The following is a 20,025-nucleotide window of genomic DNA, read 5'->3' as shown; positions in this document are numbered from 1 at the left end:
AAAATCCATTCTTGCTTTCCACCGCAGCCCGGCGCTCGTTGATTTAATAAGCACGCTTATTATATGAGCCGCCATGGAATCGTCTGAGGACCTGTTGTTCGAAATTGGCGAGACGGCGCGCATCGTGCGCCGGGCGTTCGACCAGCGGGCAGCAGAAGTCGGCATTACGCGTCCGCAATGGCGCGTGCTGGTGCGGCTGAAGCGTGAGCCCGGACTGCGGCAGGTCGAACTTGCCGATCGGCTGGACATGGAGCCCATCACCCTGTGCCGGATCGTCGATCGCCTGGCCGAGGCCGGACTGGTCGAGCGCAAGCCCGATCCTACCGACCGGCGAGCATGGCTGCTGGACCTGACCGAGGCGGCGATGCCGCTAGTGAAGAAGCTGCGCGAAATGGCGCATGTTCTTGCCGACGAAACGCTCGAAGGCATTAGCGACACGCAATTCGCCGACCTGCGCGAGCGGCTGGCGACGATCCGGGACAATGTGGCGGGGACAGGCAGACAGCGCGGAAAGGCGGCGCGGGCATGAACAGAATGAAGAGAGACGGCGTCGAGACCGCTGCGCCGACCGCAGTGCCGGCCGACGTCGAAAGGGTAATCACCGAGACCCAGCCGTCGAGACGGTCGCGCGGGCGCTTGGTCGCGATGTTGGCCGTGCCGCTGCTGATCCTCGCGTTTGGCCTCTATCTGTGGCTGTCCAGCGGCGGGTCGCAGTCGACCGACAATGCGCAGGTCAAGACGGATATCGTGTCGGTCACCGCGCAGGTTACCGGCCCGGTCATCGCGGCCAGTGTCGAGGACGGTGACCATGTCGAGCAGGGGGACGTTCTGTTTCGCATCGACCCGGCCCCATTCCAGGTCGCGCTGGAACAGGCGCAGGCACAGCTTGCCGCCGCCCGCTTGCAAACCACCCAGTTGCGTACCCAGGCCGCAGGCACCGGCGCCGACATTACCGGGGCGCGCGCCAACCTTGGCATCAAGCGCAACGCGCTCGCCCGCCAGCAGGCGCTGCTCGGCAAGGGCTTCACCACCCGCGCCGACTACGAAGACGCGCTCAACGAAGTGCGGGCCGCGGAAACCGCGCTGGCCGACGCGCAGGCGCGCTCCGCCAACGCCAACGCCGCGATCGCTCCCGGCGAACAGCCGTCGGTGGCGCAGGCGCAGGCCGCGGTCGACAAGGCGCGGCTCGACCTGGAGCGTACCGTAGTGCGCGCGCCGATGGCGGGTGAGATTGCCAACGCCGGGCGGCTGCAAGTCGGGACGCAGGTCGTGTCGGGCGTCGGCGCGGTGTCGATCGTCCGCGGCGAAGGCGCGTGGATCGAAGCCAATTTTAAGGAAAAGCAGCTGGCCGAAATGCAGCCGGGACAGAAAGCGACGATCAAGATCGATGCCTATTCCGGTGAGTTCGAAGGCCATGTCGAAAGCATCGGCGCAGGCACGGGCAGCGAATTTTCGCTGCTCCCGGCGCAGAACGCCAACGGCAACTGGGTCAAGGTAACCCAGCGCGTGCCCGTCCGGATCGCGTTCGACAAGACGCCCGCGCGACCGATGATCGCCGGGCTGTCGGCCGACGTATCCGTCGATACCGGCGGCAAGTAGGCCCAGCCATGGCCGGCGAAACGGCGGGCGTTGCAGCGCATCCCTTGCCCACCGGGCAGCGCATCATCGTCACCATCGGGGTGATGATGGCTGTGCTGCTGCAGGTGCTGGACACGACCATCGCCAATGTCGCCTTGCCGCATATGCAGGCCAGCCTCAGCGCGACCCAGGAAACGGTCAACTGGGTGCTGACCAGTTACATCGTCGCGTCCGCGATCGCGCTGCCGATGAGCGGCTGGCTGGCCGACCGCGTCGGGCGCAAGCGGCTGCTGGTCATTTCGGTGGTCGTGTTCACGACCGCGTCGGTGCTGTGCGCGATGGCGACCTCGCTGATCGAAATGGTCGCGTTCCGGGCGGTACAGGGCGTCGGCGGCGCGTTCATCGTCCCGCTCGCTCAGGCCACTTTGTTCGATATCAATCCGCGCGAGAAGCATGGGCAGGCGATGGCCCTGTTCGGCGGCGGCGTGATGATCGGTCCGATCCTTGGCCCGGTGCTCGGCGGCTGGCTGACCGACAGTTATGATTGGCGCTGGGTATTCCTGGTCAACCTGCCGGTGGGCGTGCTGTGCTTCTTCCTGATGACGGCGTTCATGCCGACGACCGAAACCCGGCGGCGGCGCTTCGACCTGTTCGGCTTCGGGCTCCTCGCGGTGGCGCTGGGCGCGCTGCAGATGTTCCTCGACCGTGGCCAGCAGCTCGACTGGTTCGACAGCTGGGAAATCCTTATCGAGACCGGCTTGGCGGTGGCAGCCTTCTGGATGTTCGTCGTCCACACGATCACCGCCAAGGACCCGCTGTGGGACCGGTCAATCTTCGCGGACCGCAATTTCGCGACCTCGCTGGTGTTCATGGTCATAACCGGCGTCCTGCTGCTGGCCGGGCTCGCGCTGCTGCCGCCGCTGCTCCAGAACCTCTATGGCTATTCGGTGCTGCAGTCGGGATTCCTGACCGCTCCGCGCGGGGTGGGCACACTGATTTCCATGCTGCTTGCCGGGCGGCTGACCAATAGGGTGGACGCCCGCCTGTTGGTGGCGACGGGCGTCATCCTGATGGGCGTGTCGCTATGGATGATGACCGGTTTCGCGCTCGACCAGCCGTCGCGGCCGGTCATTCTGAGCGGGCTGGTCCAGGGCCTCGGCCTCGGCCTTATCTTCGTGCCGCTGCAGACGCTTGCCTTTGCGACCTTGGCGCCGAGCGAGCGCACCACCGGCGCGGCCTTGCTCAACCTGGCCCGCAACATCGGCGGGTCGGTCGGGATCTCGATCGTCAGTTTCCAGCTCGTACGCATGACCCAGGTCGCGCATGCCGACATGGCGGCGCACGTCACTGACAGCATGATCCCCACGATCGACCCCAACGTGCTGCAGACGCTGGGCAACCAGGCGACGTCGGTTGCCGCTTACCTCAACGCGGAAATCACCCGGCAGGCGCTATTCATCGCCTATCTGGACGACTTCAAGCTGATGATGTGGGTGACCTTCGCCGTACTGCCGCTGCTGCTGTTGATGAAGAACACGCGCAAAGCCCCCGGGTCGCAGCCGGCCGCGGCGATGGATTAGAGCTTGGTTCCGATCTGGATCATCACCCGATCGCTTTTCGCTCCGCCGGGAAGCTCGACGGAATCGACCTTTACGGCGGCCTTCAACCCCGGCGCGATTTCCATCTCCGCCTTTGGCAGCTTCGACTCGTAGGTTTTCGGAAGGATGGGCAAACGGTACCGGCTGCGGCCCGGACGAGTACCGCAAACGACGATCTCACCTGAGGAATCGCCATCGCATTCGGTGGTAACCTGCGGCGCTGCCGACGCGGCTTGCAGTAGAATCATCAGCACCGGCTTCATGGCTTTTCCCAATCCGTCGCGACAATGACCGCAGTCTAGTCAGCGATCGAACGAACGCGGGATGAACGGTCTCACGTTTCTGCGAACGCCTGGTCCAGATCGGCGATCAGGTCGGCAGGATCCTCAAGTCCGGCGTGGATCCGTACCAGCGGTCCGCCGAAATCGGGCGCCGTAGCGGTGCGGACCGGGTCGGCCGGGACGGCAAGGCTTTCGAACCCGCCCCAGCTGTAGCCAAGGCCAAAAATCCTGAGCCGGTCGACGAATGCATCGCGCCCGGCCTTGTTGGCATCCTTGAGCGCAAAGGCGAACAGGCCGGACGAACCGGCGAAGTCGCGCCGCCAATATGCGTGGCCCGGACAACCGTCGAACGCGGGATGGCGGATCGCGCCGACCTTGGGATGGTCCTGCAGCCAGCGGGCCAGTTCCAGACTGCTGGCTTCGTGCCGCTTCAGCCGCAGTCCCAGCGTCCGCAATCCGCGGAGCGCCAGCCAGGCGTCGTCGGGGCTGACTGACTGACCGAGTTCGAACACCGTGCGTTCCACTCTGTCGGCCCAGCTCTGGGTCGACGAGATGGCGCCCATCAGCAGGTCGGAATGACCGCCGACATGTTTGGTCAGCGCAAGGATCGAGATGTCGACGCCATGCGCGAACGCCGGAAAGAGCAGGGGGGTCGCCCAAGTATTGTCGAGCAATGTGACGATGCCGCGATCCCGGGCCATAGCCGCAATGCCCGGCACGTCCTGCACCTCGAAACTGAGCGAGCCCGGACTTTCCAGGAAGATGGCGCGGGTCCGGTCACCGGCTAGTGCGGCAACCTCCTCCGCGCTGGCGAGCGGGTCATAATAGCGCGTCGTGACACCCATTTTCTTGAGCGTGCCGTCGCAGAACTGCCGGGTGGGGATGTAGGCGCTGTCAACCATCAGCAGTTCGTCGCCGGACTGCAGCACCGCCAGTAAAGCGGTGGTTACGGCGGCAAGGCCCGACGACGCCAGCGCGACGCCCGCTGCGCCCGGATCAATGTCCGCCAGCGCCTCGCGCAAGGCCCATTGCGACGTTGTCCCCTGCAACCCGTAGACGTAGGTGCCGGGCGCGGGGCGCGAGGTGCGCATCTGTTCGACGCTGTCGAAAATCAGGGTGGAGGCGCGTTCGACCGGCGGGCTGACCAGCCGGCCGGTCCAGGCCTTTCGCCGTCCGCCAGTCACTAGCCGGGTGTCGATGCGCTTGCTGTCGTCGGTCACCATCGCGTCCTAACTGCAATGCGACGGTGGTGCCACCGTCGCGGCACAAGCGCTCGCGCGATGCGTTGCCAATCCGAACCTATTTAATCCGACAAGGAGATCGGCCTGATGAAGATGCGAACCCTGGGCACCGGCGGACCGTCGGTTTCAGCGATCGGCCTTGGCTGCATGGGCATGAGCGAATTCTACGGCGCGCGGGACGAGCAGGAATCGATCGCGACCATCCACCACGCGCTCGATCAGGGGCTGAACTTCCTCGACACCGCGGACATGTACGGATCGGGCGACAATGAGGAACTGGTCGGCCGGGCGATCAAGGACCGGCGCGACGAGGTCTTCCTGGCCACCAAGTTCGGCAACGTGCGCGGCGAGGGCGGCGAGTTCCTCGGCGTGCGCGGCGATCCCGATTATGTCCGGACCGCCTGCGACGCGAGCCTGAAGCGGCTCGGGGTCGACGTCATCGACCTGTATTACCAGCACCGCGTCGACACCAACGTGCCGATCGAGGAAACGGTCGGCGCGATGGCGCGGCTGGTCGAAAACGGCAAGGTCCGCTTCCTTGGCCTGTCGGAGGCCGCCGCCGATACCATCCGCAAGGCCAACGACACGCACCGAATCACGGCGGTGCAGACGGAGCTGTCATTGTGGAGCCGCGATGCGGAGGATGAGGTTCTGCCGACGGTCCGCGAACTGGGCATCGGATACGTCGCATATTCCCCGCTCGGCCGCGGCTTCCTGACCGGTCAGATTCGCTCGCCCGACGATTTCCCCGACGACGATTACCGCCGCTTCCATCCGCGCTTCACCGGCGACAATTTCCGCAAGAACATCGCGCTAGTCGGCGAAGTTGAGGACCTGGCGAAGGAAAAGGGCTGCACCACTGCGCAACTGGCGCTGGCCTGGGTGCTTGCGAAGGGCGAGGACGTGGTGCCGATCCCGGGAACCAAGCGGCGCAAATATCTCGACGAGAATATCGCCGCTTTGGATGTCGAGTTGACCGATGCCGACCTGCAGCGACTGGATTCCATCCTTCCGCCCGGTGCGGCAGCGGGCGACCGTTACCACGCGCAGGGGATGGCCACGGTCAACCGCTAGTCGAGCGCGGCGATCGTTTCGCGAAGCTGGCACGCGGCCCTGGCGTTAAGCCGGTTGATGACGGCCAGCACGATGGCGAAGACCGCCACCATGGCACTGGCGATGACCATGTCGCCTGTCGATACGGCTGGCCAGCGGTCGATTACCGGGGTCAGCGCGGACAGCAGGAAACCGGGCGCGAACGGCGCGAGATAGGTCCAGCGGACACTTTCGAGCAGCTGCGCCTGCCGCTCAAGTTCGTCCCTCCATTGCATCCGCTGCGTTTCTGCCGGGGCGAGCAGGTCCGGCTCCGCCGGAGCCCCCGCGCGCCAGATATGGAAGGCTGTCCACAAGGCCGCCAGCACCAGCAAGATAGCGGCGACCTGCGCCGTCCCGTCGGAAACCGTCGCGCGCCAGCCAAAGAAGCCGGCGACTACGGCGCTCGCCCCATATTCCCGAACGTTCCGGGCGCGGATCTGGCGGTCGAACGTGACCGCGCGGGCGGCCAGCTCCCGAGCGCTGAAGTTTTGCGTGTCGGCGGTCATCATCTGCCAATCCTCCTTGATCGTCGGCATGGTCATTCTCCAATCCTCGTTCGCAGCACGGCTTTGGCGCGGTGCAGACGAACCGAAACCGTGCCCGGGGCCATGCCGAGCACGTCCGCGATTTCCGCGGCACTCAAATCTTCCAGGTGAAGCAGCACGACCTGGCGGTCGGCGGGCTTGAGCCGGTGAACCAGCGCCAGCATTCGCTGTTGCCGTTGCGCTCGGTCGAGTTCGACCTCTGCATCCTGCGGGCCGGCAAGCTCGACATCGTCCAGCCCGACCCACTGTCCGTGGTTGGTGCGGGCTTCGCGGATCATGTGGCTGACGCCGACATTGTGCGCGATGCGGTGGACCCAACTTTTGTCGCTGCACTGGCCGTCGAAACTGGCGAGGCTGCGCCACAATTCGACGTGGATGGTCTGGACGAGGTCGCGGGCCTTTTCAGGATCGCGTTCGTACCCCCGCGCCAGCCGCGCGATCATCGGCCCGTAAGTTGCGGCAAGCGCTTCATAGCGCCGGTCCTGGCTGGTCGTTCCCCCGGTCATGCTAGGGTTAGTCGCCGGCGGCTGGCAAAGATTACACGACGGCGCAAAAAAATCTTCGCGCCGGCCGGACTATCGCTTCAGCACCCAGTCGAGGCCGTTGCCGACGAGCGTCAGGAAATAAGGCTCCGCATAGCTTTCGGTGGTGTGGCCCATGGCGGTGTAGAAGACGCGGCCGCCGTCGACCTCGCGGCTCCACGCCACCGGGTTGGGATTGACGTCCTTCTCGCCGATCGATTGCGGATCGAGCGTGATGAGCAGCTGGGCAGTCGGGTCGTAATCGTCGAAATAATACCATTCGTCGGTGCGGCGCTGGGTCGCCGGTAGCCCGGTGACTAGGCCATTGGCCGGATCGGTCAGCGTGACCGTCCCGGTCGGCGTGCCCTGCGGATGGCGCGCGAAGTGGCCGCCGATCAGGTGCCCGTACCACGGCCAGAAATAATGCGAATCCGCCGCGGCGTGGATGGCCAGCACCCCGCCGCCACGCTTCATGAAAGCCTGCAGCGCGGCCTGCCGATCCCCGGTCAGCCATTCGGATTCCGGCTTCTTCGGATCGGTCGTTGTCGAAACCAGCGCGATTGCCGCAAACCGGCGCAGCGAGGCGTCGGCGAACACGTCCGGATCTTCGCTGGCGACTACCGTCAGACCGCGATCCTCCGCCAACTTGCGCACCGCCGCGACACCGGCAGGAATGCTGTCGTGGCGATAGCCGGTGGTGCCGGAATAGATCAGGATCGACTTGCCGGTCGGCTGTGCGACGGCGGGCGTGGCGAAAAGGGCGAGGAGCAGGAGCAGCAGGCGGGTCATGGGCGCAGCCTAGAATCGAAAAGGGCGGCCCGGAAGCCCGGACCGCCCTTCGCGTAACAGATTGCCGAAAAGCCTAGCGCTTCGAGAACTGGAAGCTGCGGCGGGCCTTCGCGCGGCCGTACTTCTTGCGCTCGACGACGCGGCTGTCGCGGGTCAGGAAGCCGGCCTGCTTCACCGCCGTGCGCAGCGTCGGTTCGAACCGGGTCAGCGCCTGGGCGATGCCGTGCTTGACCGCACCCGCCTGGCCCGACAGCCCGCCGCCCTTGACGGTGGCGATGACGTCGTACTGGCCACGGCGATCGGCGACGTCGAACGGCTGGTTGATGACCAGGCGCAGCGACGGACGCGCGAAATAGACTTCCTGTTCGCGGCCGTTGACCGTGATCTTGCCCGAGCCCGGCTTCAGCCAGACGCGCGCAATGGCGTCCTTGCGGCGGCCGGTGGCATAAGCGCGGCCCTGCTTGTCGAGCTGCTGCTCGCGGAGCGGGGCGGCTTCGACCGGCGGCGGCGGCGGAGTTTCGGCTTCAGCCGCTTCTTCCGGCGCTTCGGCGGCCGGGGTCTCGGCGGTCTGACCTTCCTTGGTCAGTTCGGCGAGGTCGGAAAGGGACTTCTTGTCGGCCATCTTATGCGCCCACCTTGTTCTTGCGGTTCATCGACGCGACGTCGAGGACTTCGGGGTTCTGGCCGCCGTGCGGGTGCTCGGTGCCGTTGTAGAGGTGCAGCGCACGCATCTGGTCGCGCCCGAGCGGACCGCGCGGGATCATGCGCTCGACGGCCTTTTCCAGCACGCGCTCGGGGAAGCGCCCTTCCAGCACCTTGGCGGCGGTCACTTCCTTGAGCCCGCCGGGATAGCCGGTGTGCTTGTAATAGATTTTCTGTTCCAGCTTGCGGCCGGTGAAGCGCACCTTGTCCGCGTTGATGACGACGACATGGTCGCCGCAATCAACATGCGGGGTGAAGCTCGGCTTGTGCTTGCCGCGCAGGATGTTGGCGATGATCGAGGCGACGCGGCCGACAACCAGGCCGTCGGCATCGATCAGGTGCCACTTCTTTTCGACCTCGGCCGGCTTGGCCGACTTGGTCGTTTTCATCAGCGCCTTCATGGCCGATGATCCTTTCGTGATTAAATGCGAAAGGCGACGCTCGCTGGCGCCGCCGACTGGCGCGCTATTCGCTTTCAAGGCGCAAAAAGTCAAGCATTCCGCGGAACTCCTGACGGGTAAAATAATACCGGACGTTTTCTAGTAGTCCGATGCCGGCTCGATCCGCGCTACCAACCGCTGTCCGCGCCAAAGTTCGGCCGGTCCGTGCAGGCGCAGGTCCGTGACCGGACGGACGGCGCTGTCGTCATCCGGTTCGCGAAGCCATTCGGCGCTTAAGATATTGCCAGCTCCGTCGAGCCGGTACAGCCGATAGTCCCGCATGACAGTCCCCCGCCTGCCATCATAGTCGAGGGGTTCCCGGCCCGGGATAAACCAAGTTATGTCCTAGCTAAGCCTATGCTTTTCAAAAGGAACATTTTTTGCGAACGTAACGGATGTGTAATCTAGGTTATCCGCATTTCCGCGAGTAGCGTTGCAAAGGCGCGGTCAAATGATCACTCCGCATTTGAAAAAGCTGAGGCTGCGTACCGACATCAGCTCTGAAGAAGAGCGAGTGATACGGGACCTGGTCGGAGAGGTCCGGCGCTTCAAGGCCGACGAGGTGTTGGTGCATGCTGGCGAAGAGCTGGATCGCTGCATGCTGCTCGTCGAAGGATGGCTGGTGCGATCGAAGGACCTGCCGAGCGGCGAGCGCCAGGTTTTGGAAATCCACATCCCGGGCGATTTCGCGGACTTGCACGGCTTTACGCTGAAACGGCTCGATCATGACATGGCCAGCGTCACTGACGGAGCAGTTGCTCTGGTCTCCCACGCTGCGCTGGCGAACATCATCGAAGAGCATCCGCACCTGGCACTGGTCTATTGGCTGTCGACCAACATCGACGCGTCTGTCGGCCGCGAAATGGCGCTTTCGCTAGGCCAACGATCGGCGATTTCGCGCATGGCGCACTTGTTCTGCGAACTTCACGCGAGACTGAAAGTCGTCGGCGAGACGCGCGGCGACACGTTCGATTTCCCGCTCACCCAGCGCGAGATCGCTGAATATCTTGGGCTGACGGTAGTGCACGTCAATCGCACGTTGCAGGAGCTGCGCCGAAAGGGACTGGTCGAATCCGAAAACCGAGCGATCACCATCCGCGATCGCCGCGGGCTCGAAGCGATCGCGGAATTCGATCCGTCCTACCTCCACCTCGAAAAGCGGGTGTTGGCCTAGGTCTCCTTTCCGGTGCTCTGGCAAACCCAGTTGGCATAGGCCGGCAACGCCCGGTTGACCGGCCACACCACGACGCACGGCGTGTCGTAGCTGTGCAGCGCGGCGATCCGGTCGACCAACGCCGCCGCCGTCTCCTTGCCGGTCTTGAAGACCGCTGGCACTTCGTTCGCCGTTTCGATCTGGCCTTCCCAGCGGTAGATGGACGCGCATGGGTCGAGGATATTGACGCAGGCCGCGAACCTCTCCTCGACCATCTTGCGTCCAATCCGTGCCGCTTCCTCGTCGTCGGCAAAGACGGCGTAGACGGACACGATGGTCATCGGCGCGGGCGCCCGGCCGTATGTGCACCCCATATTGCAGCGGCCACGACCAGCGCGCCGGTTGCCTGGTGCAGGGCGGCGAGCGCGATCGGCACGCCTTCGATCACTGTCGCAATGCCGATCAGTATCTGCGCGCCGAATGCGCTGTGAATGGCGATCGACGCGGCGCGCGATCCGGCGGCCCGGGCGCGGCGCGCGAGCAGGACCAGCGCAACGACCGCGGCCCATGCCCACCAGCGATGCAGGAAATGCACCAGGAAGGGGTCGTTGGCGGCCGCCCACAAAGGTCCGCGCGACCAGTCGACGCCGGCGGGGAACAGGCGTCCGTCCATCAGCGGCCAAGTGTTGGCGACCTGCCCGGCGTTCAGTCCGGCGACCCAGGCGCCGAGCAGAATCTGCACGGCGAGAGCAGCCAGCATCACGCCTGTCGACACGGTCAGCCGGGACGGGCGGTCGGCCCCGTCGCGGGCCAGCCGGCGAAGGTCGAGCGCGACCCAGATCAGCGAGCCCATGATGAATAGCGCCAGCATCAGGTGCGCCGAAAGCCTGAGGTGACTGACGTCCGTGCGGCCGCTCAGTCCCGATTTCACCATGTACCAGCCAAGCGCGCCCTGCATGCCGCCAAGGACGAACAAGGCCACCAGCTTCCAGCCGTATCCGGGCGGGATTTGGCGGCGTACGGCGAACCACAACAAGGGCAGGGCGAACACGATTCCGATCACGCGCCCAAGCAGCCGGTGGACGAATTCCCACCAGTAGATGCTTTTGAACTGGGCCAGGGTCATGCCCGCCGGGCCGTTGACCTGCTGATATTCCGGGATCTGCTTGTACAGGTCGAACGCGCGGACCCAGTCCGCGTGAGACAACGGCGGGATGGCGCCCGCGACAGGCTTCCATTCGGTGATCGACAGGCCGCTTTCGGTCAGCCGCGTGATGCCGCCGACAACGACCAGGGCGAAGACCAGCGCGGCGACGATCAGCAGCAGGTTGGAAAGGGCCAGCGGCCGGTCGCGGCGGGTCCGCGAGGTCGCTGACGGGGCAGGCGAAACCATGGCGCGGGCCTATGGGCGCGGCTGGCGGCCCCGGCAATCATTTTTCGCCAATGTGACATTGTAACGTCACGCGACGTGGATTATATGCGGCCGACCATGGTTGCAGCCCTTGCCAAACCCGGACGGCTGGACCGGATCGCGATCGCGCTGTCCGGCCTGTGCATCGTCCACTGCCTGGCCACGGCGGTCGTGCTCGGCCTGCTGGCCAGCGCGGGCGGTTTGCTTGGTGCGCCGATCATCCATGAAGTCGGCCTTGCGCTGGCAATGATCCTTGGCGCGGTGGCGCTTGGCCTTGGCGTGATGGAGCACGGTTTCCTGCTGCCGGTGTCGGTTGGTGCGCTTGGTCTTGGCGTAATGGCAGGGGCGCTGGGCCTTCCGCACGACGGCAGCGAGGCGCTCTATACGGTCATCGGCGTCGGCATGGTCGCACTCGGGCACCGGCTCAACTTCCTCGCCGCCGACTAAGCTTGTCGCCGCCCGGCGGCGGCCTTATCTCAACCGGCCATGCCGCAGCACGATCACCAGCTCCATGAAGGCGAGTCGCTGAAATCGGCCGCCCGCTCGCGCCTTGAGACCAAGGGCGAGCAATGGACCGGCATGCGCGAAGCGGTGTTCGAGGCGCTGGCCGCCTTCGACCGGCCGGCGAGTGCCTATGATATCGCCGAGTCCGTTTCCAAGACGCAGGACCGGCGTGTTGCCGCCAACAGCGTCTATCGCATTCTCGACCTGTTCGTCGGCGCCAACCTCGCCAGGCGGGTCGAAAGCTCCAACGCTTATGTCGCCAACCAGCATCCCGACTGCCTGCACGACTGTATCTTCCTGATCTGCGATACGTGCGGCCAGACCACCCACATCGATGACGACCGCCTGTCCGGCGGCATTCGAGACGCGGCGCACGACACCGGTTTCGCCGCCACCCGGCCGGTCATCGAGGTGCGCGGCACCTGCAGCGACTGCCAGGACGGCTGAAACCTGAGCGAAGAGTGAGCAAGTGCTGAAATCGGACATCGGGTCCGGTACGGCCTTCCGCCGTTCGTGACTCGCGGTCCGCTTCGGGATAAGGCCGCCCGCATGTCACACCGCCCCGACACGCCTTTGCTGGACACGGTCCACTACCCCAGCGACATTCGCAAGCTCGACAAGGACAAGCTGCCGCAGCTTGCCGACGAGCTCCGGCAGGAGATGGTATCGGCGGTGTCGGTCACCGGCGGTCACCTCGGCGCGGGGCTTGGCGTGGTGGAGCTGACCGTTGCGGTCCATTATGTTTTCGACACGCCCGGTGACAAGCTGATCTGGGACGTCGGCCACCAGGCTTACCCGCACAAGATCGTCACCGGCCGCCGCGACCGCATCCGCACGCTTCGCCAGGGCGGGGGCCTCAGCGGCTTCACCAAGCGCAGCGAAAGCGAATACGATCCGTTCGGCGCGGCGCACAGTTCGACCTCCATCTCCGCCGCCCTGGGCTTCGCCATCGCCAACAAGCTGAGCGGCTCGAACGGCCGGGCCATCGCGGTGATCGGCGACGGCGCGATGAGCGCGGGCATGGCCTACGAGGCGATGAATAACGCCGAAGCCGCGGGCAACCGGCTGATCGTCATCCTCAACGACAACGACATGTCGATCGCCCCGCCGGTCGGATCGCTGCGCAACAGCCTCGCCCGGCTGGTCAGCTCGAGCAAGTATCTGGGCCCGCGCGCCGTCGCGGAGAAAATCGCCGGGATGATGCCCGAACCGGTCCAGCGCTGGGCCGAGCGTACCGAAGAATATATGCGCGGCTGGGTTACCGGCGGGACGCTGTTCGAAGAGCTTGGCTTCTATTACGTCGGCCCCATCGACGGGCATGACGTCAACGCGCTGGTCGAAGTGCTGGAAAATGTCCGCGACGCCGACAAGGGACCGATGCTGGTCCATGTCGTGACCAAGAAGGGCAAGGGCTACGGCCCGGCCGAAAACGCCGCCGACAAATATCATGGCGTGGTCAAGTTCGACGTCGTCAGCGGCAAGCAGGACAAGGGGCCGGGCGGCGGACCGCCGTCCTACCAGAATGTGTTCGGCGAAACGCTTGCCAGGCTGGCCGAGACCGATCCGAAAATCTGCGCGATCACCGCCGCGATGCCGTCCGGCACCGGCGTCGACAAGTTCGCCGACGCGCACCCCGATCGTGCCTTCGACGTCGGCATTGCCGAACAGCATGGCGTGACCTTCGCCGCCGGCCTTGCCGCGCAGGGGATGCGCCCGTTCGTCGCCATTTACTCGACCTTCCTGCAGCGCGCCTACGACCAGGTCGTCCATGACGTTGCCATCCAGAATCTGCCGGTCCGCTTCGCGATGGATCGCGCCGGGCTGGTCGGCGCCGATGGCGCGACCCATGCCGGCAGCTTCGACCTTGCCTACCTCGGCACCTTGCCCAATTTCGTCGTCATGGCTCCCTCCGACGAGGCGGAGCTGGCGCGCATGGTCAAGACCATGGCCAAATATGACGACGGGCCGATTGCCGTGCGTTACCCGCGCGGCGGCGGACGCGGGACCGCAATTCCGGAAAATCCGGAGCCGCTTGAAATCGGCAAGGGGCGGATCGTCAAACAGGGTAGCAAGGTCGCGATCCTGTCGCTCGGCACCCGGCTGGAGGAAGCCGAAAAGGCCGCCGAGCAGCTTGAGGCCAAGGGGCTTTCGACCACCGTCGCCGACCTGCGCTTCGCCAAGCCGCTGGATGAGGAGCTGATACGGAAGCTGCTGTCGACGCACGAAGTCGCGGTGACGGTGGAGGAAGCCGCGATTGGCGGGCTCGGCGCGCACGTCCTCACCCTGGCCAGCGACGAGGGCTTGACCGACGGCGGCCTCAAGATCCGCACGATGCGCCTGCCCGACCGGTTCATCGACCAGGACAAGCCGGAAAAGCAGTATGATGAGGCGGGCCTCAACGCGCCGCAGATAGTCGAAACCGTGCTGAAGGCGCTGCGATCGAATAGCGCGGGGGTCGAAGAGGCCCGGGCCTGAGCGCCTTGCGCTCACGGCTCGATCATCGACGGCGCGATCGAGCATGACCAAGCATCGCGCCGACCAGCTTCTCGTCGCACGCGGCCTCGTGGAAAGCCGAAGCCGCGCGCAGGCGCTGATCATGGCCGGCGCTGTCTTTTCCGGTGAAAGGAAACTGGCCAAGGCCGGCGACATGCTGGCCGACGACGCGCCTCTGGAAGTGCGCGGCAAGGACCATCCCTGGGTCTCGCGTGGCGGGATCAAGCTGGACCATGGCCTGACGCACCTTGGCTTCGACGTAACCGGTGCGGTGGCGCTCGATGTTGGCAGTTCGACCGGCGGGTTCACCGACGTGTTGCTCACGCGCGGCGCGGCGCGAGTCTATGCAGTGGACGTCGGGACCAACCAGCTCGCGTGGAAGCTGCGGCAGGACGAGCGGGTTATCGTCATGGAGCAGACCAACGCCCGCCACCTGACCTCGGAGCAGGTGCCGGAGCCGGTCGACATCCTCGTCTGCGACGCCAGTTTCATTTCGCTGACCAAGGTACTCGAAGCGCCGTTGAAGCTGGCGCGCCCGGGCGCCAGCCTGATCGCGCTGATCAAGCCGCAGTTCGAAGCGGGACGCGAGGAGGTCGGGAAGGGCGGCGTCGTCCGCGATCAGGCGGTACACCAGCGCGTCTGTACCGAGACCAAAGACTGGATTGCCGGGCAGGGCTGGCAGGTGGTTGGGATTGTCGAAAGCCCGATTACCGGACCCGAAGGCAATGTCGAATTCCTACTGGGAGCGATCAATGGTGGATGATGCACTCCAGGCCCGGCCATGGGTCCGGATCGCGCTGGTCGCGGTTCTCGTCTTCGAAATGCTTGGCTGGGCCAGCGGCTATCTGTCGCAGTCGGGCTACGGCAACAGCTGGTTCGACGCCCTGCAGAAGCCGTCGTTCATGCCGCCGGGCTGGCTGTTCGGGGTGGTGTGGCCGATCCTCTACGCCATGCTCGGCGTCGCGGTGGCGATGATCATCGCCCTGCCGCCGTCGCCCAAGCGGACGGGCGCACTGACCCTGTTCGGGATCCAGATGGCGCTCAATTTCGCCTGGTCGCCGGTGTTCTTCGCGCTGCACGATATCGAATTGGCCAAATATATCATCATCATGATGGTCGTCCTCAGCGCGATCGCGGCCGGACAATTCTTCCGCCTGCGCCCCCCGGCCGGCGTGTTGATGATTCCCTATCTTGCCTGGCTGGTCTTCGCGACCACGCTCAATACCGTCATCGGCACGCTCAATCCGGGGGCCAGTCAGCCGCTGTTCGGCTGAATATTTGCTGGGGATAGAACCGCCGCGAGGGTGGCAACATGCGCCGTCACTCCCTAATTCCGTGGCAAATAGGGAGATTGGCTGATGCAATCGGAAAACCGGCTGTTCGACGATTTCGTGAAGATGGTGAACGGCGTTGCCGGCACGATGGCCGGCGTCGGCCGCGAGGCCGAAAGTGGCGCTCGGGAGCGGATGCGCGAATGGATCGGCGGGATGGACTTCGTTTCGCGCGACGAATTCGACGCAGTCAAGGCGATGGCCGCCAAGGCGCGCGAGGAAAATGAAGCGCTGCAGAAGCGCATCGTCGCGCTCGAAGCAAAGCTCGGCAGCGACGGCGACACCAAGCCCGCACGCAAGAAGGCGGAGCCCAAGCCCTGACTGAAACGGATATGAGCGAAGAGCGCGCCGACGGCGCGCCGATCGAAGTGCTCGAACAGTATTTCGAGGCGCGCGGCTGGCCGTGCGAGCGGTCCGGCGAGGGTGAGATTGTCGGCTCGGCGAGCGGCAGCTGGGCGCAGTATGAGTTCCGCGGCGTGTGGCGCCCGGAAGACCAGGTGCTGCAGTTCCTCGCCTTTCCCGACATCAAGGTCGCGGTCGAAAAGCGCGGCGCGATTCATGAATCGCTGAGCCTGATCAACGAGCAGCTATGGCTCGGGCATTTTGAAATGTGGTCGGGATCGGGCCTGATCGTGTTCCGCCATTCGACCGTCCTCGACACGCGCGACGGCGAAGGCCTGACGCTCGACCAGGCGGAGGCGATTTCCGAAGCTGCGCTTGAGGAATGCGAGCGCTTCTATCCCGTTTTCCAGTTCGTCCTGTGGGGCGGCAAATCGCCCGGCGAAGCCATCGCCGCGGCGCTTATCGATACGCACGGAGAAGCCTGACCTTATGCAGATTCCTGTCCCGACCTGGTTCGTCGGTTGCGGCAACATGGCCGGCGCCATGATCGACGGCTGGCGCATGGCCGGCGTCGACCTGTCCAACGCCGTCGCCATCCGCCCCAGCGGCACGCCCGTCGAAGGCGTGACCACCGTGAAGTCGGTCAAGGATGCGGGCGCGGCGCCGGCGATGATCATCCTCGGCTTCAAGCCGCAACAGCTGGACGATGTCGTCCCGGACCTGCTGCCATGGATCACGTCGAAGACGATCATTGTCTCGCTGCTCGCGGGGGTCGAGGCCGAGAGCCTGCGCCGTCGCTTCAAGAAGGGCATCATCGTCCGCGCGGTCCCGAACCTGCCGGTATCGGTGCGGCGCGGCGTGGTCGCGCTGTACGCCGATGCGATCGACGAAGCGACGCGCAAGGCCGTCGGCGACCTGTTTGCCGCGCTGGGTTATGCGATGTGGACCGATGGCGAGGCCGCGCTGGCCGGGATCGGCAGCGTCGCCGGTGCAGGCCCGGCCTATGTCGCACGCTTTATCGCCGCGCTCGCCAAGGCGGGCGAAGACCAGGGCCTGCCCGCGGCGACGGCTGCGACCATTGCGCAGGAAACGGTGCTCGGCACCGCCTGGATGGCGGCTGCTGCCGGCATGCCGATGGACGAACTGGCGCGGCGCGTCGCCAGCCCCAATGGCACGACGGAAGCCGGCCTGTCCGTCCTCGACCGGCTTGACGCGCTCAACGGACTTGTCACCCGGACCATCGACGCCGCCCGCCGCCGAGGCGCCGAACTGGCGGCGGAAGCGCGCGGCGAACAGGTCGCCTGAAGGCTCGCGTTCCGCTAACTTTACGTTGCGGCATCGGTCGCCTAGGCGTTCTTGATGGCTGATACACAGACGTTTCACGACCGCGACGGGTCGATCTGGTTCGATGGCAAACTGGTGCCGTGGCGTGACGCTGAGGTGCACGTCCTGACCCACGCATTACACTATGCTTCGTCGGTGTTCGAAGGGCAGCGCGCCTACAACGGCAAGATCTTCAAGTTGACCGAACATAGCATGCGGCTGCGCAAGAGCGCCGAATTGCTCGGGTTCGAAATTCCGTACACGGTCGAGGAGTTGAACGCGGCGAGTGAAGAGGTTCTGGCCGCGAGCGGACTGACCGATGCCTACATGCGGCCGATCGCCTGGTTGGGATCGGAAAAGATGGGCGTGTCGGCGACCGGCGCGAAGGTGCATGTCGCCATCGCAGCCTGGGAATGGGGCAAGTATTTCGACGAGGAGAAAGCGAAGAAGGGCATCCGCCTGACCATCGCGCCGTGGCGCCGTCCCGCACCCTATACCGCGCCGGTCCATTCCAAGGCGTCGGGCCTGTACATGATCGCCTCGCTGTCGCGGAAACATGCCGAGGACACCGGTTTCGACGACGCCCTGATGTTCGACTGGCGCGGCCAGGTCGCGGAGGCAACCGGCGCTAACGCCTTCTTCATTCGCGACGGCGTGCTGCACACGCCGACCCCCGACTGCTTCCTGGACGGCATTACCCGGCGCACGGTAATGGACCTGGCCCGCAAGCGCGGGGTCGAGGTGCAGGAACGCACGATCTGGCCGGACGAGCTGGAAAGTTTCGAACAGATGTTCCTCACTGGCAGCGCGGCCGAAGTGACTCCGGTGGGCTCGGTCGGGCCGTGGTCGTTCGAGGTCGGCGACCTGACCCGCCAGCTCGCCAAGGATTACGACGACCTGGTCAACGGTCGCATTCCGAACGCCTGAGGTCTTCCAACTCGCGGATCGGCAGGTATATGCCGACCTCGGCTGCTGGGGCGTCGCCAAGTGGTAAGGCAGCGGCTTTTGGTGCCGCCATTCGCAGGTTCGAATCCTGCCGCCCCAGCCAGCCATAACTGCGGGAGCTTGATCGCGTGGCCTCAACCATTTTCATCGGTGCCGAAGAGGGCGGTGCGAACCGCCAGGAGTTCGAGCTCTCGCGGGCCAACCGCCACGGGCTGATCGCTGGCGCGACCGGGACCGGCAAGACGGTCACGCTGCAAGGGCTGATCGAAGGATTCTCGCAGGCCGGCGTCGCCTGTTTCGTCGCTGACGTGAAAGGCGATCTGGCCGGGCTCGGCATGCCGGGTTCTGCCGACTCAAAGCTCGACGCGCCTTTCCGGCAACGCGCTGGCGAGATCGGCTATGCCGACTGGCAGTATCGCGGTTACCCGGTCCAGCTGTGGGACCTGTTCGGCGTGCAGGGCCATCCGGTGCGGACTACCGTCAGCGAGATGGGGCCGGTGCTGCTCGGGCGGTTGATGAACCTCAACGACGTGCAGGAAGGTGTGCTCAACATCGCTTTCCGGCTTGCGGATGAAGAGGGGCTGCTGCTGCTCGACCTCGACGACTTGCAATCGATGCTGGTCGAGACCGGCAAGCGGGCCGAAGAGCTGACGCTGCAATACGGCAACGTGTCGAAGCAATCGGTTGGCGCGATCCAGCGATCGCTGTTGCAGCTTCGCAGCCAGGGCGGCGAACATATCTTCGGCGAGCCGGCAATCGACCTGCGCGATTTCCTGGGCACGGACGACAGCGGACTTGGCCTCGTCAACGTGCTTGCCGCCGACCGGCTGATGCAGAGCCCGCGGCTCTATTCGACGTTCCTCCTGTGGCTGCTGTCCGAATTGTTCGAACAACTGCCCGAAGTCGGCGATCAGCCCGCGCCAAAGCTGTGCTTTTTCTTCGACGAGGCGCACCTCCTGTTCACCGACGCCTCGCCCGCGCTGCTGGAAAAGATCGAACAGGTCGTCCGGTTGATCCGATCGAAAGGCGTCGGCGTCTATTTCATCACCCAGAACCCGATCGACATTCCCGACACCGTCGCCGGCCAGCTGGGCAACCGCGTGCAGCACAAGCTCAACGCCTTCACGCCGCGCGACGAGCGGGCGGTGAAGTCCGCCGCCGACACCTTCCGGCCCAACCCGGACGTCGACGTCGCCTCGGCGATCACCCAGCTGAAGGTCGGCGAGGCCTTGGTCTCGCTCTTGTTGCCCGATGGGTCTCCCTCTCCAGTGCAGCGCATTCTGATCAAGCCGCCGTCTTCGCGGGTCGGCCCGCTGGCACCGATGGAGCGCTCGACGCTGGTCGGCAGCGATGCGGTCGGCGCCAAATACGACAGCCAGGTGGATCGCGAATCCGCGCATGAAATCCTCGCCGGCCGGACCGAGGCTGCCGCCCAGGCGCAGGCCGCCGCGGACGCCAAGGTCGTGACTGAAAAGGAAGAGGCCAAGCGGGCCCGCGAAGCTGCCAAGCCGAGCATGACGGACAAGATCATCACGTCGGCGACGCGCGCCGCCGCCAGCTCCATCGGCCGGCAGATCGGCACGACCATCCTGCGCGGCATCCTCGGCGGGCTGCGCCGCGGCCGCTAACGCGGTAACTTATCCGTTACGGAGCGGTACTTAAGGCGCGGTATAGCAGCCTTCGCCACCTTCGCCGGCATGAGTGCGAGTGGCGTATCCCGTTGTAACCGCCGTGAA

At 65.3% G+C, this 20,025-nt stretch carries 25 protein-coding genes and 1 tRNA gene; 16 read left to right on the top strand and 10 right to left on the bottom strand.

Translation table 11 applies throughout. The features are described from left to right. Positions 1–73 precede the first annotated feature (73 nt). The 3 genes from H8M03_RS03750 to H8M03_RS03740 are packed head-to-tail and all read left to right on the top strand — an operon-like array spanning position 74 to position 3,158. Complete coding sequence (locus tag H8M03_RS03750) at positions 74–529, top strand: MarR family winged helix-turn-helix transcriptional regulator (protein WP_187480414.1); 456 nt, start codon at positions 74–76, stop codon at positions 527–529. Then, on the top strand, positions 526–1,599 hold the full coding sequence (locus tag H8M03_RS03745) for an HlyD family secretion protein (RefSeq protein WP_246449064.1): 1,074 nt from the start codon (positions 526–528) through the stop codon (positions 1,597–1,599). Before H8M03_RS03750 ends, H8M03_RS03745 begins: the two co-directional genes overlap by 4 nt. Before the next feature lie 8 nt (positions 1,600–1,607). Next, the gene (locus H8M03_RS03740; protein WP_187480413.1) at positions 1,608–3,158 is read left to right on the top strand and encodes a DHA2 family efflux MFS transporter permease subunit; all 1,551 of its coding nucleotides are present in this window, start codon (positions 1,608–1,610) and stop codon (positions 3,156–3,158) included. Here the strand turns inward: H8M03_RS03740 and H8M03_RS03735 are convergent. Together H8M03_RS03735 and metC are read right to left on the bottom strand one after the other, a co-directional pair. Continuing rightward, positions 3,155–3,439, bottom strand: coding sequence for a hypothetical protein (locus tag H8M03_RS03735; protein WP_187480412.1), 285 nt, complete (start codon positions 3,437–3,439; stop codon positions 3,155–3,157). The genes H8M03_RS03740 and H8M03_RS03735 overlap by 4 nt on opposite strands. Positions 3,440–3,510: 71 nt before the next feature. Continuing rightward, the gene (metC, locus tag H8M03_RS03730) at positions 3,511–4,677 is read right to left on the bottom strand and encodes a cystathionine beta-lyase (RefSeq protein ID WP_425506865.1); all 1,167 of its coding nucleotides are present in this window, start codon (positions 4,675–4,677) and stop codon (positions 3,511–3,513) included. Between the two features lie 108 nt (positions 4,678–4,785). Here metC and H8M03_RS03725 point away from each other — a divergent pair, with 108 nt between their 5' ends. Next, positions 4,786–5,772 (top strand): aldo/keto reductase, encoded by a 987-nt coding sequence (locus H8M03_RS03725; RefSeq protein ID WP_187480410.1) that lies wholly within the window; start codon positions 4,786–4,788, stop codon positions 5,770–5,772. Here the strand turns inward: H8M03_RS03725 and H8M03_RS03720 are convergent. The 6 genes from H8M03_RS03720 to H8M03_RS03695 all read right to left on the bottom strand — a co-directional run bounded on the left by H8M03_RS03720 (position 5,769) and on the right by H8M03_RS03695 (position 9,069). Then, on the bottom strand, positions 5,769–6,332 hold the full coding sequence (locus H8M03_RS03720; protein ID WP_187480409.1) for a hypothetical protein: 564 nt from the start codon (positions 6,330–6,332) through the stop codon (positions 5,769–5,771). The genes H8M03_RS03725 and H8M03_RS03720 overlap by 4 nt on opposite strands. Next, positions 6,329–6,841 carry an RNA polymerase sigma factor gene (locus H8M03_RS03715; protein ID WP_187480408.1) on the bottom strand — a complete coding sequence of 171 codons (513 nt, stop codon included), beginning with the start codon at positions 6,839–6,841 and terminating at the stop codon, positions 6,329–6,331. Before H8M03_RS03715 ends, H8M03_RS03720 begins: the two co-directional genes overlap by 4 nt. Before the next feature lie 69 nt (positions 6,842–6,910). Next, positions 6,911–7,645 carry a ThuA domain-containing protein gene (locus H8M03_RS03710; RefSeq protein WP_187480407.1) on the bottom strand — a complete coding sequence of 245 codons (735 nt, stop codon included), beginning with the start codon at positions 7,643–7,645 and terminating at the stop codon, positions 6,911–6,913. 73 nt (positions 7,646–7,718) lie between these two features. Next, entirely contained in the window at positions 7,719–8,267 is a 549-nt protein-coding gene (gene rpsI, locus H8M03_RS03705) for a 30S ribosomal protein S9 (RefSeq protein ID WP_187480406.1), read from the bottom strand. Between the two features lies 1 nt (position 8,268). After that, positions 8,269–8,748, bottom strand: coding sequence for a 50S ribosomal protein L13 (rplM, locus tag H8M03_RS03700; protein ID WP_187480405.1), 480 nt, complete (start codon positions 8,746–8,748; stop codon positions 8,269–8,271). Between the two features lie 138 nt (positions 8,749–8,886). Beyond that, positions 8,887–9,069 carry a hypothetical protein gene (locus tag H8M03_RS03695; protein WP_187480404.1) on the bottom strand — a complete coding sequence of 61 codons (183 nt, stop codon included), beginning with the start codon at positions 9,067–9,069 and terminating at the stop codon, positions 8,887–8,889. Between the two features lie 169 nt (positions 9,070–9,238). Between H8M03_RS03695 and H8M03_RS03690 the strand changes: the two genes are divergently transcribed. Next, a complete protein-coding gene (locus H8M03_RS03690) occupies positions 9,239–9,961 on the top strand; it encodes a Crp/Fnr family transcriptional regulator (RefSeq protein WP_187480403.1) in 723 nt (240 codons plus the stop codon). On the opposite strand, the gene cutA is transcribed toward H8M03_RS03690, so the two are convergent. Together cutA and H8M03_RS03680 are read right to left on the bottom strand one after the other, a co-directional pair. After that, on the bottom strand, positions 9,958–10,281 hold the full coding sequence (gene cutA, locus H8M03_RS03685; RefSeq protein WP_187480402.1) for a divalent-cation tolerance protein CutA: 324 nt from the start codon (positions 10,279–10,281) through the stop codon (positions 9,958–9,960). The two genes, H8M03_RS03690 and cutA, sit on opposite strands and share 4 nt — an antisense overlap. Then, complete coding sequence (locus H8M03_RS03680) at positions 10,278–11,333, bottom strand: COX15/CtaA family protein (RefSeq protein ID WP_187480401.1); 1,056 nt, start codon at positions 11,331–11,333, stop codon at positions 10,278–10,280. The genes cutA and H8M03_RS03680 overlap by 4 nt, the downstream gene beginning before the upstream one ends. Before the next feature lie 96 nt (positions 11,334–11,429). Between H8M03_RS03680 and H8M03_RS03675 the strand changes: the two genes are divergently transcribed. The 11 genes from H8M03_RS03675 (at position 11,430) to H8M03_RS03625 (ending at position 19,917) form a co-directional block, all read left to right on the top strand. Further along, a complete protein-coding gene (locus tag H8M03_RS03675; protein WP_246449062.1) occupies positions 11,430–11,798 on the top strand; it encodes a MerC domain-containing protein in 369 nt (122 codons plus the stop codon). Positions 11,799–11,837: 39 nt separating this feature from the next. After that, the gene (locus H8M03_RS03670) at positions 11,838–12,302 is read left to right on the top strand and encodes a Fur family transcriptional regulator (protein ID WP_187480400.1); all 465 of its coding nucleotides are present in this window, start codon (positions 11,838–11,840) and stop codon (positions 12,300–12,302) included. Between the two features lie 102 nt (positions 12,303–12,404). Continuing rightward, the gene (gene dxs / locus H8M03_RS03665) at positions 12,405–14,330 is read left to right on the top strand and encodes a 1-deoxy-D-xylulose-5-phosphate synthase (RefSeq protein WP_187480399.1); all 1,926 of its coding nucleotides are present in this window, start codon (positions 12,405–12,407) and stop codon (positions 14,328–14,330) included. A gap of 43 nt (positions 14,331–14,373) precedes the next feature. Beyond that, positions 14,374–15,111 carry a TlyA family RNA methyltransferase gene (locus H8M03_RS03660; RefSeq protein ID WP_187480398.1) on the top strand — a complete coding sequence of 246 codons (738 nt, stop codon included), beginning with the start codon at positions 14,374–14,376 and terminating at the stop codon, positions 15,109–15,111. Beyond that, a complete protein-coding gene (locus tag H8M03_RS03655; RefSeq protein ID WP_187480397.1) occupies positions 15,101–15,622 on the top strand; it encodes a TspO/MBR family protein in 522 nt (173 codons plus the stop codon). Before H8M03_RS03660 ends, H8M03_RS03655 begins: the two co-directional genes overlap by 11 nt. A gap of 84 nt (positions 15,623–15,706) precedes the next feature. Further along, positions 15,707–16,000: an accessory factor UbiK family protein gene (locus H8M03_RS03650; protein ID WP_187480396.1), complete on the top strand. Its 294-nt coding sequence runs from the start codon at positions 15,707–15,709 to the stop codon at positions 15,998–16,000. 11 nt (positions 16,001–16,011) lie between these two features. Then, on the top strand, positions 16,012–16,506 hold the full coding sequence (locus H8M03_RS03645) for a type III secretion system chaperone family protein (RefSeq protein WP_187480395.1): 495 nt from the start codon (positions 16,012–16,014) through the stop codon (positions 16,504–16,506). Between the two features lie 4 nt (positions 16,507–16,510). Further along, the gene (locus H8M03_RS03640; RefSeq protein ID WP_187480394.1) at positions 16,511–17,326 is read left to right on the top strand and encodes a pyrroline-5-carboxylate reductase family protein; all 816 of its coding nucleotides are present in this window, start codon (positions 16,511–16,513) and stop codon (positions 17,324–17,326) included. 54 nt (positions 17,327–17,380) lie between these two features. Beyond that, a complete protein-coding gene (locus tag H8M03_RS03635) occupies positions 17,381–18,271 on the top strand; it encodes a branched-chain amino acid aminotransferase (RefSeq protein ID WP_187480393.1) in 891 nt (296 codons plus the stop codon). Positions 18,272–18,317: 46 nt separating this feature from the next. Next, positions 18,318–18,392 (top strand) — tRNA-Gln (locus tag H8M03_RS03630). Positions 18,393–18,417: 25 nt separating this feature from the next. Further along, complete coding sequence (locus tag H8M03_RS03625) at positions 18,418–19,917, top strand: helicase HerA-like domain-containing protein (RefSeq protein WP_187480392.1); 1,500 nt, start codon at positions 18,418–18,420, stop codon at positions 19,915–19,917. The last annotated feature ends 108 nt before the right edge of the window (positions 19,918–20,025 follow it).

It is taken from the genome of Sphingomonas sabuli, from assembly GCF_014352855.1.
Classification (GTDB): Bacteria; Pseudomonadota; Alphaproteobacteria; order Sphingomonadales; family Sphingomonadaceae; genus Sphingomicrobium; species Sphingomicrobium sabuli.
The sequence above is the reverse complement of the archived record's forward strand: the minus strand, read 5'-3'. Positions and strand labels throughout refer to the sequence as shown.

What these genes read in the sequence shown, in the direction of transcription:
- H8M03_RS03645 (WP_187480395.1), top strand. Translation starts at nt 16,012, where the DNA reads ATGAGCGAAGAGCGCGCCGACGGCGCGCCGATCGAAGTGCTCGAACAG.
- H8M03_RS03650 (WP_187480396.1), top strand. Translation starts at nt 15,707, where the DNA reads ATGCAATCGGAAAACCGGCTGTTCGACGATTTCGTGAAGATGGTGAAC.
- H8M03_RS03675 (WP_246449062.1), top strand. Translation starts at nt 11,430, where the DNA reads ATGGTTGCAGCCCTTGCCAAACCCGGACGGCTGGACCGGATCGCGATC.
- H8M03_RS03635 (WP_187480393.1), top strand. Translation starts at nt 17,381, where the DNA reads ATGGCTGATACACAGACGTTTCACGACCGCGACGGGTCGATCTGGTTC.
- H8M03_RS03670 (WP_187480400.1), top strand. Translation starts at nt 11,838, where the DNA reads ATGCCGCAGCACGATCACCAGCTCCATGAAGGCGAGTCGCTGAAATCG.
- H8M03_RS03655 (WP_187480397.1), top strand. Translation starts at nt 15,101, where the DNA reads ATGGTGGATGATGCACTCCAGGCCCGGCCATGGGTCCGGATCGCGCTG.
- H8M03_RS03695 (WP_187480404.1), bottom strand. Translation starts at nt 9,069, where the DNA reads ATGCGGGACTATCGGCTGTACCGGCTCGACGGAGCTGGCAATATCTTA.
- rpsI (WP_187480406.1), bottom strand. Translation starts at nt 8,267, where the DNA reads ATGGCCGACAAGAAGTCCCTTTCCGACCTCGCCGAACTGACCAAGGAA.
- H8M03_RS03740 (WP_187480413.1), top strand. Translation starts at nt 1,608, where the DNA reads ATGGCCGGCGAAACGGCGGGCGTTGCAGCGCATCCCTTGCCCACCGGG.
- H8M03_RS03745 (WP_246449064.1), top strand. Translation starts at nt 526, where the DNA reads ATGAACAGAATGAAGAGAGACGGCGTCGAGACCGCTGCGCCGACCGCA.
- dxs (WP_187480399.1), top strand. Translation starts at nt 12,405, where the DNA reads ATGTCACACCGCCCCGACACGCCTTTGCTGGACACGGTCCACTACCCC.
- H8M03_RS03720 (WP_187480409.1), bottom strand. Translation starts at nt 6,332, where the DNA reads ATGACCATGCCGACGATCAAGGAGGATTGGCAGATGATGACCGCCGAC.
- H8M03_RS03680 (WP_187480401.1), bottom strand. Translation starts at nt 11,333, where the DNA reads ATGGTTTCGCCTGCCCCGTCAGCGACCTCGCGGACCCGCCGCGACCGG.
- rplM (WP_187480405.1), bottom strand. Translation starts at nt 8,748, where the DNA reads ATGAAGGCGCTGATGAAAACGACCAAGTCGGCCAAGCCGGCCGAGGTC.
- H8M03_RS03660 (WP_187480398.1), top strand. Translation starts at nt 14,374, where the DNA reads ATGACCAAGCATCGCGCCGACCAGCTTCTCGTCGCACGCGGCCTCGTG.
- H8M03_RS03640 (WP_187480394.1), top strand. Translation starts at nt 16,511, where the DNA reads ATGCAGATTCCTGTCCCGACCTGGTTCGTCGGTTGCGGCAACATGGCC.
- H8M03_RS03690 (WP_187480403.1), top strand. Translation starts at nt 9,239, where the DNA reads ATGATCACTCCGCATTTGAAAAAGCTGAGGCTGCGTACCGACATCAGC.
- cutA (WP_187480402.1), bottom strand. Translation starts at nt 10,281, where the DNA reads ATGACCATCGTGTCCGTCTACGCCGTCTTTGCCGACGACGAGGAAGCG.
- H8M03_RS03725 (WP_187480410.1), top strand. Translation starts at nt 4,786, where the DNA reads ATGAAGATGCGAACCCTGGGCACCGGCGGACCGTCGGTTTCAGCGATC.
- H8M03_RS03710 (WP_187480407.1), bottom strand. Translation starts at nt 7,645, where the DNA reads ATGACCCGCCTGCTGCTCCTGCTCCTCGCCCTTTTCGCCACGCCCGCC.
- H8M03_RS03750 (WP_187480414.1), top strand. Translation starts at nt 74, where the DNA reads ATGGAATCGTCTGAGGACCTGTTGTTCGAAATTGGCGAGACGGCGCGC.
- H8M03_RS03735 (WP_187480412.1), bottom strand. Translation starts at nt 3,439, where the DNA reads ATGAAGCCGGTGCTGATGATTCTACTGCAAGCCGCGTCGGCAGCGCCG.
- H8M03_RS03715 (WP_187480408.1), bottom strand. Translation starts at nt 6,841, where the DNA reads ATGACCGGGGGAACGACCAGCCAGGACCGGCGCTATGAAGCGCTTGCC.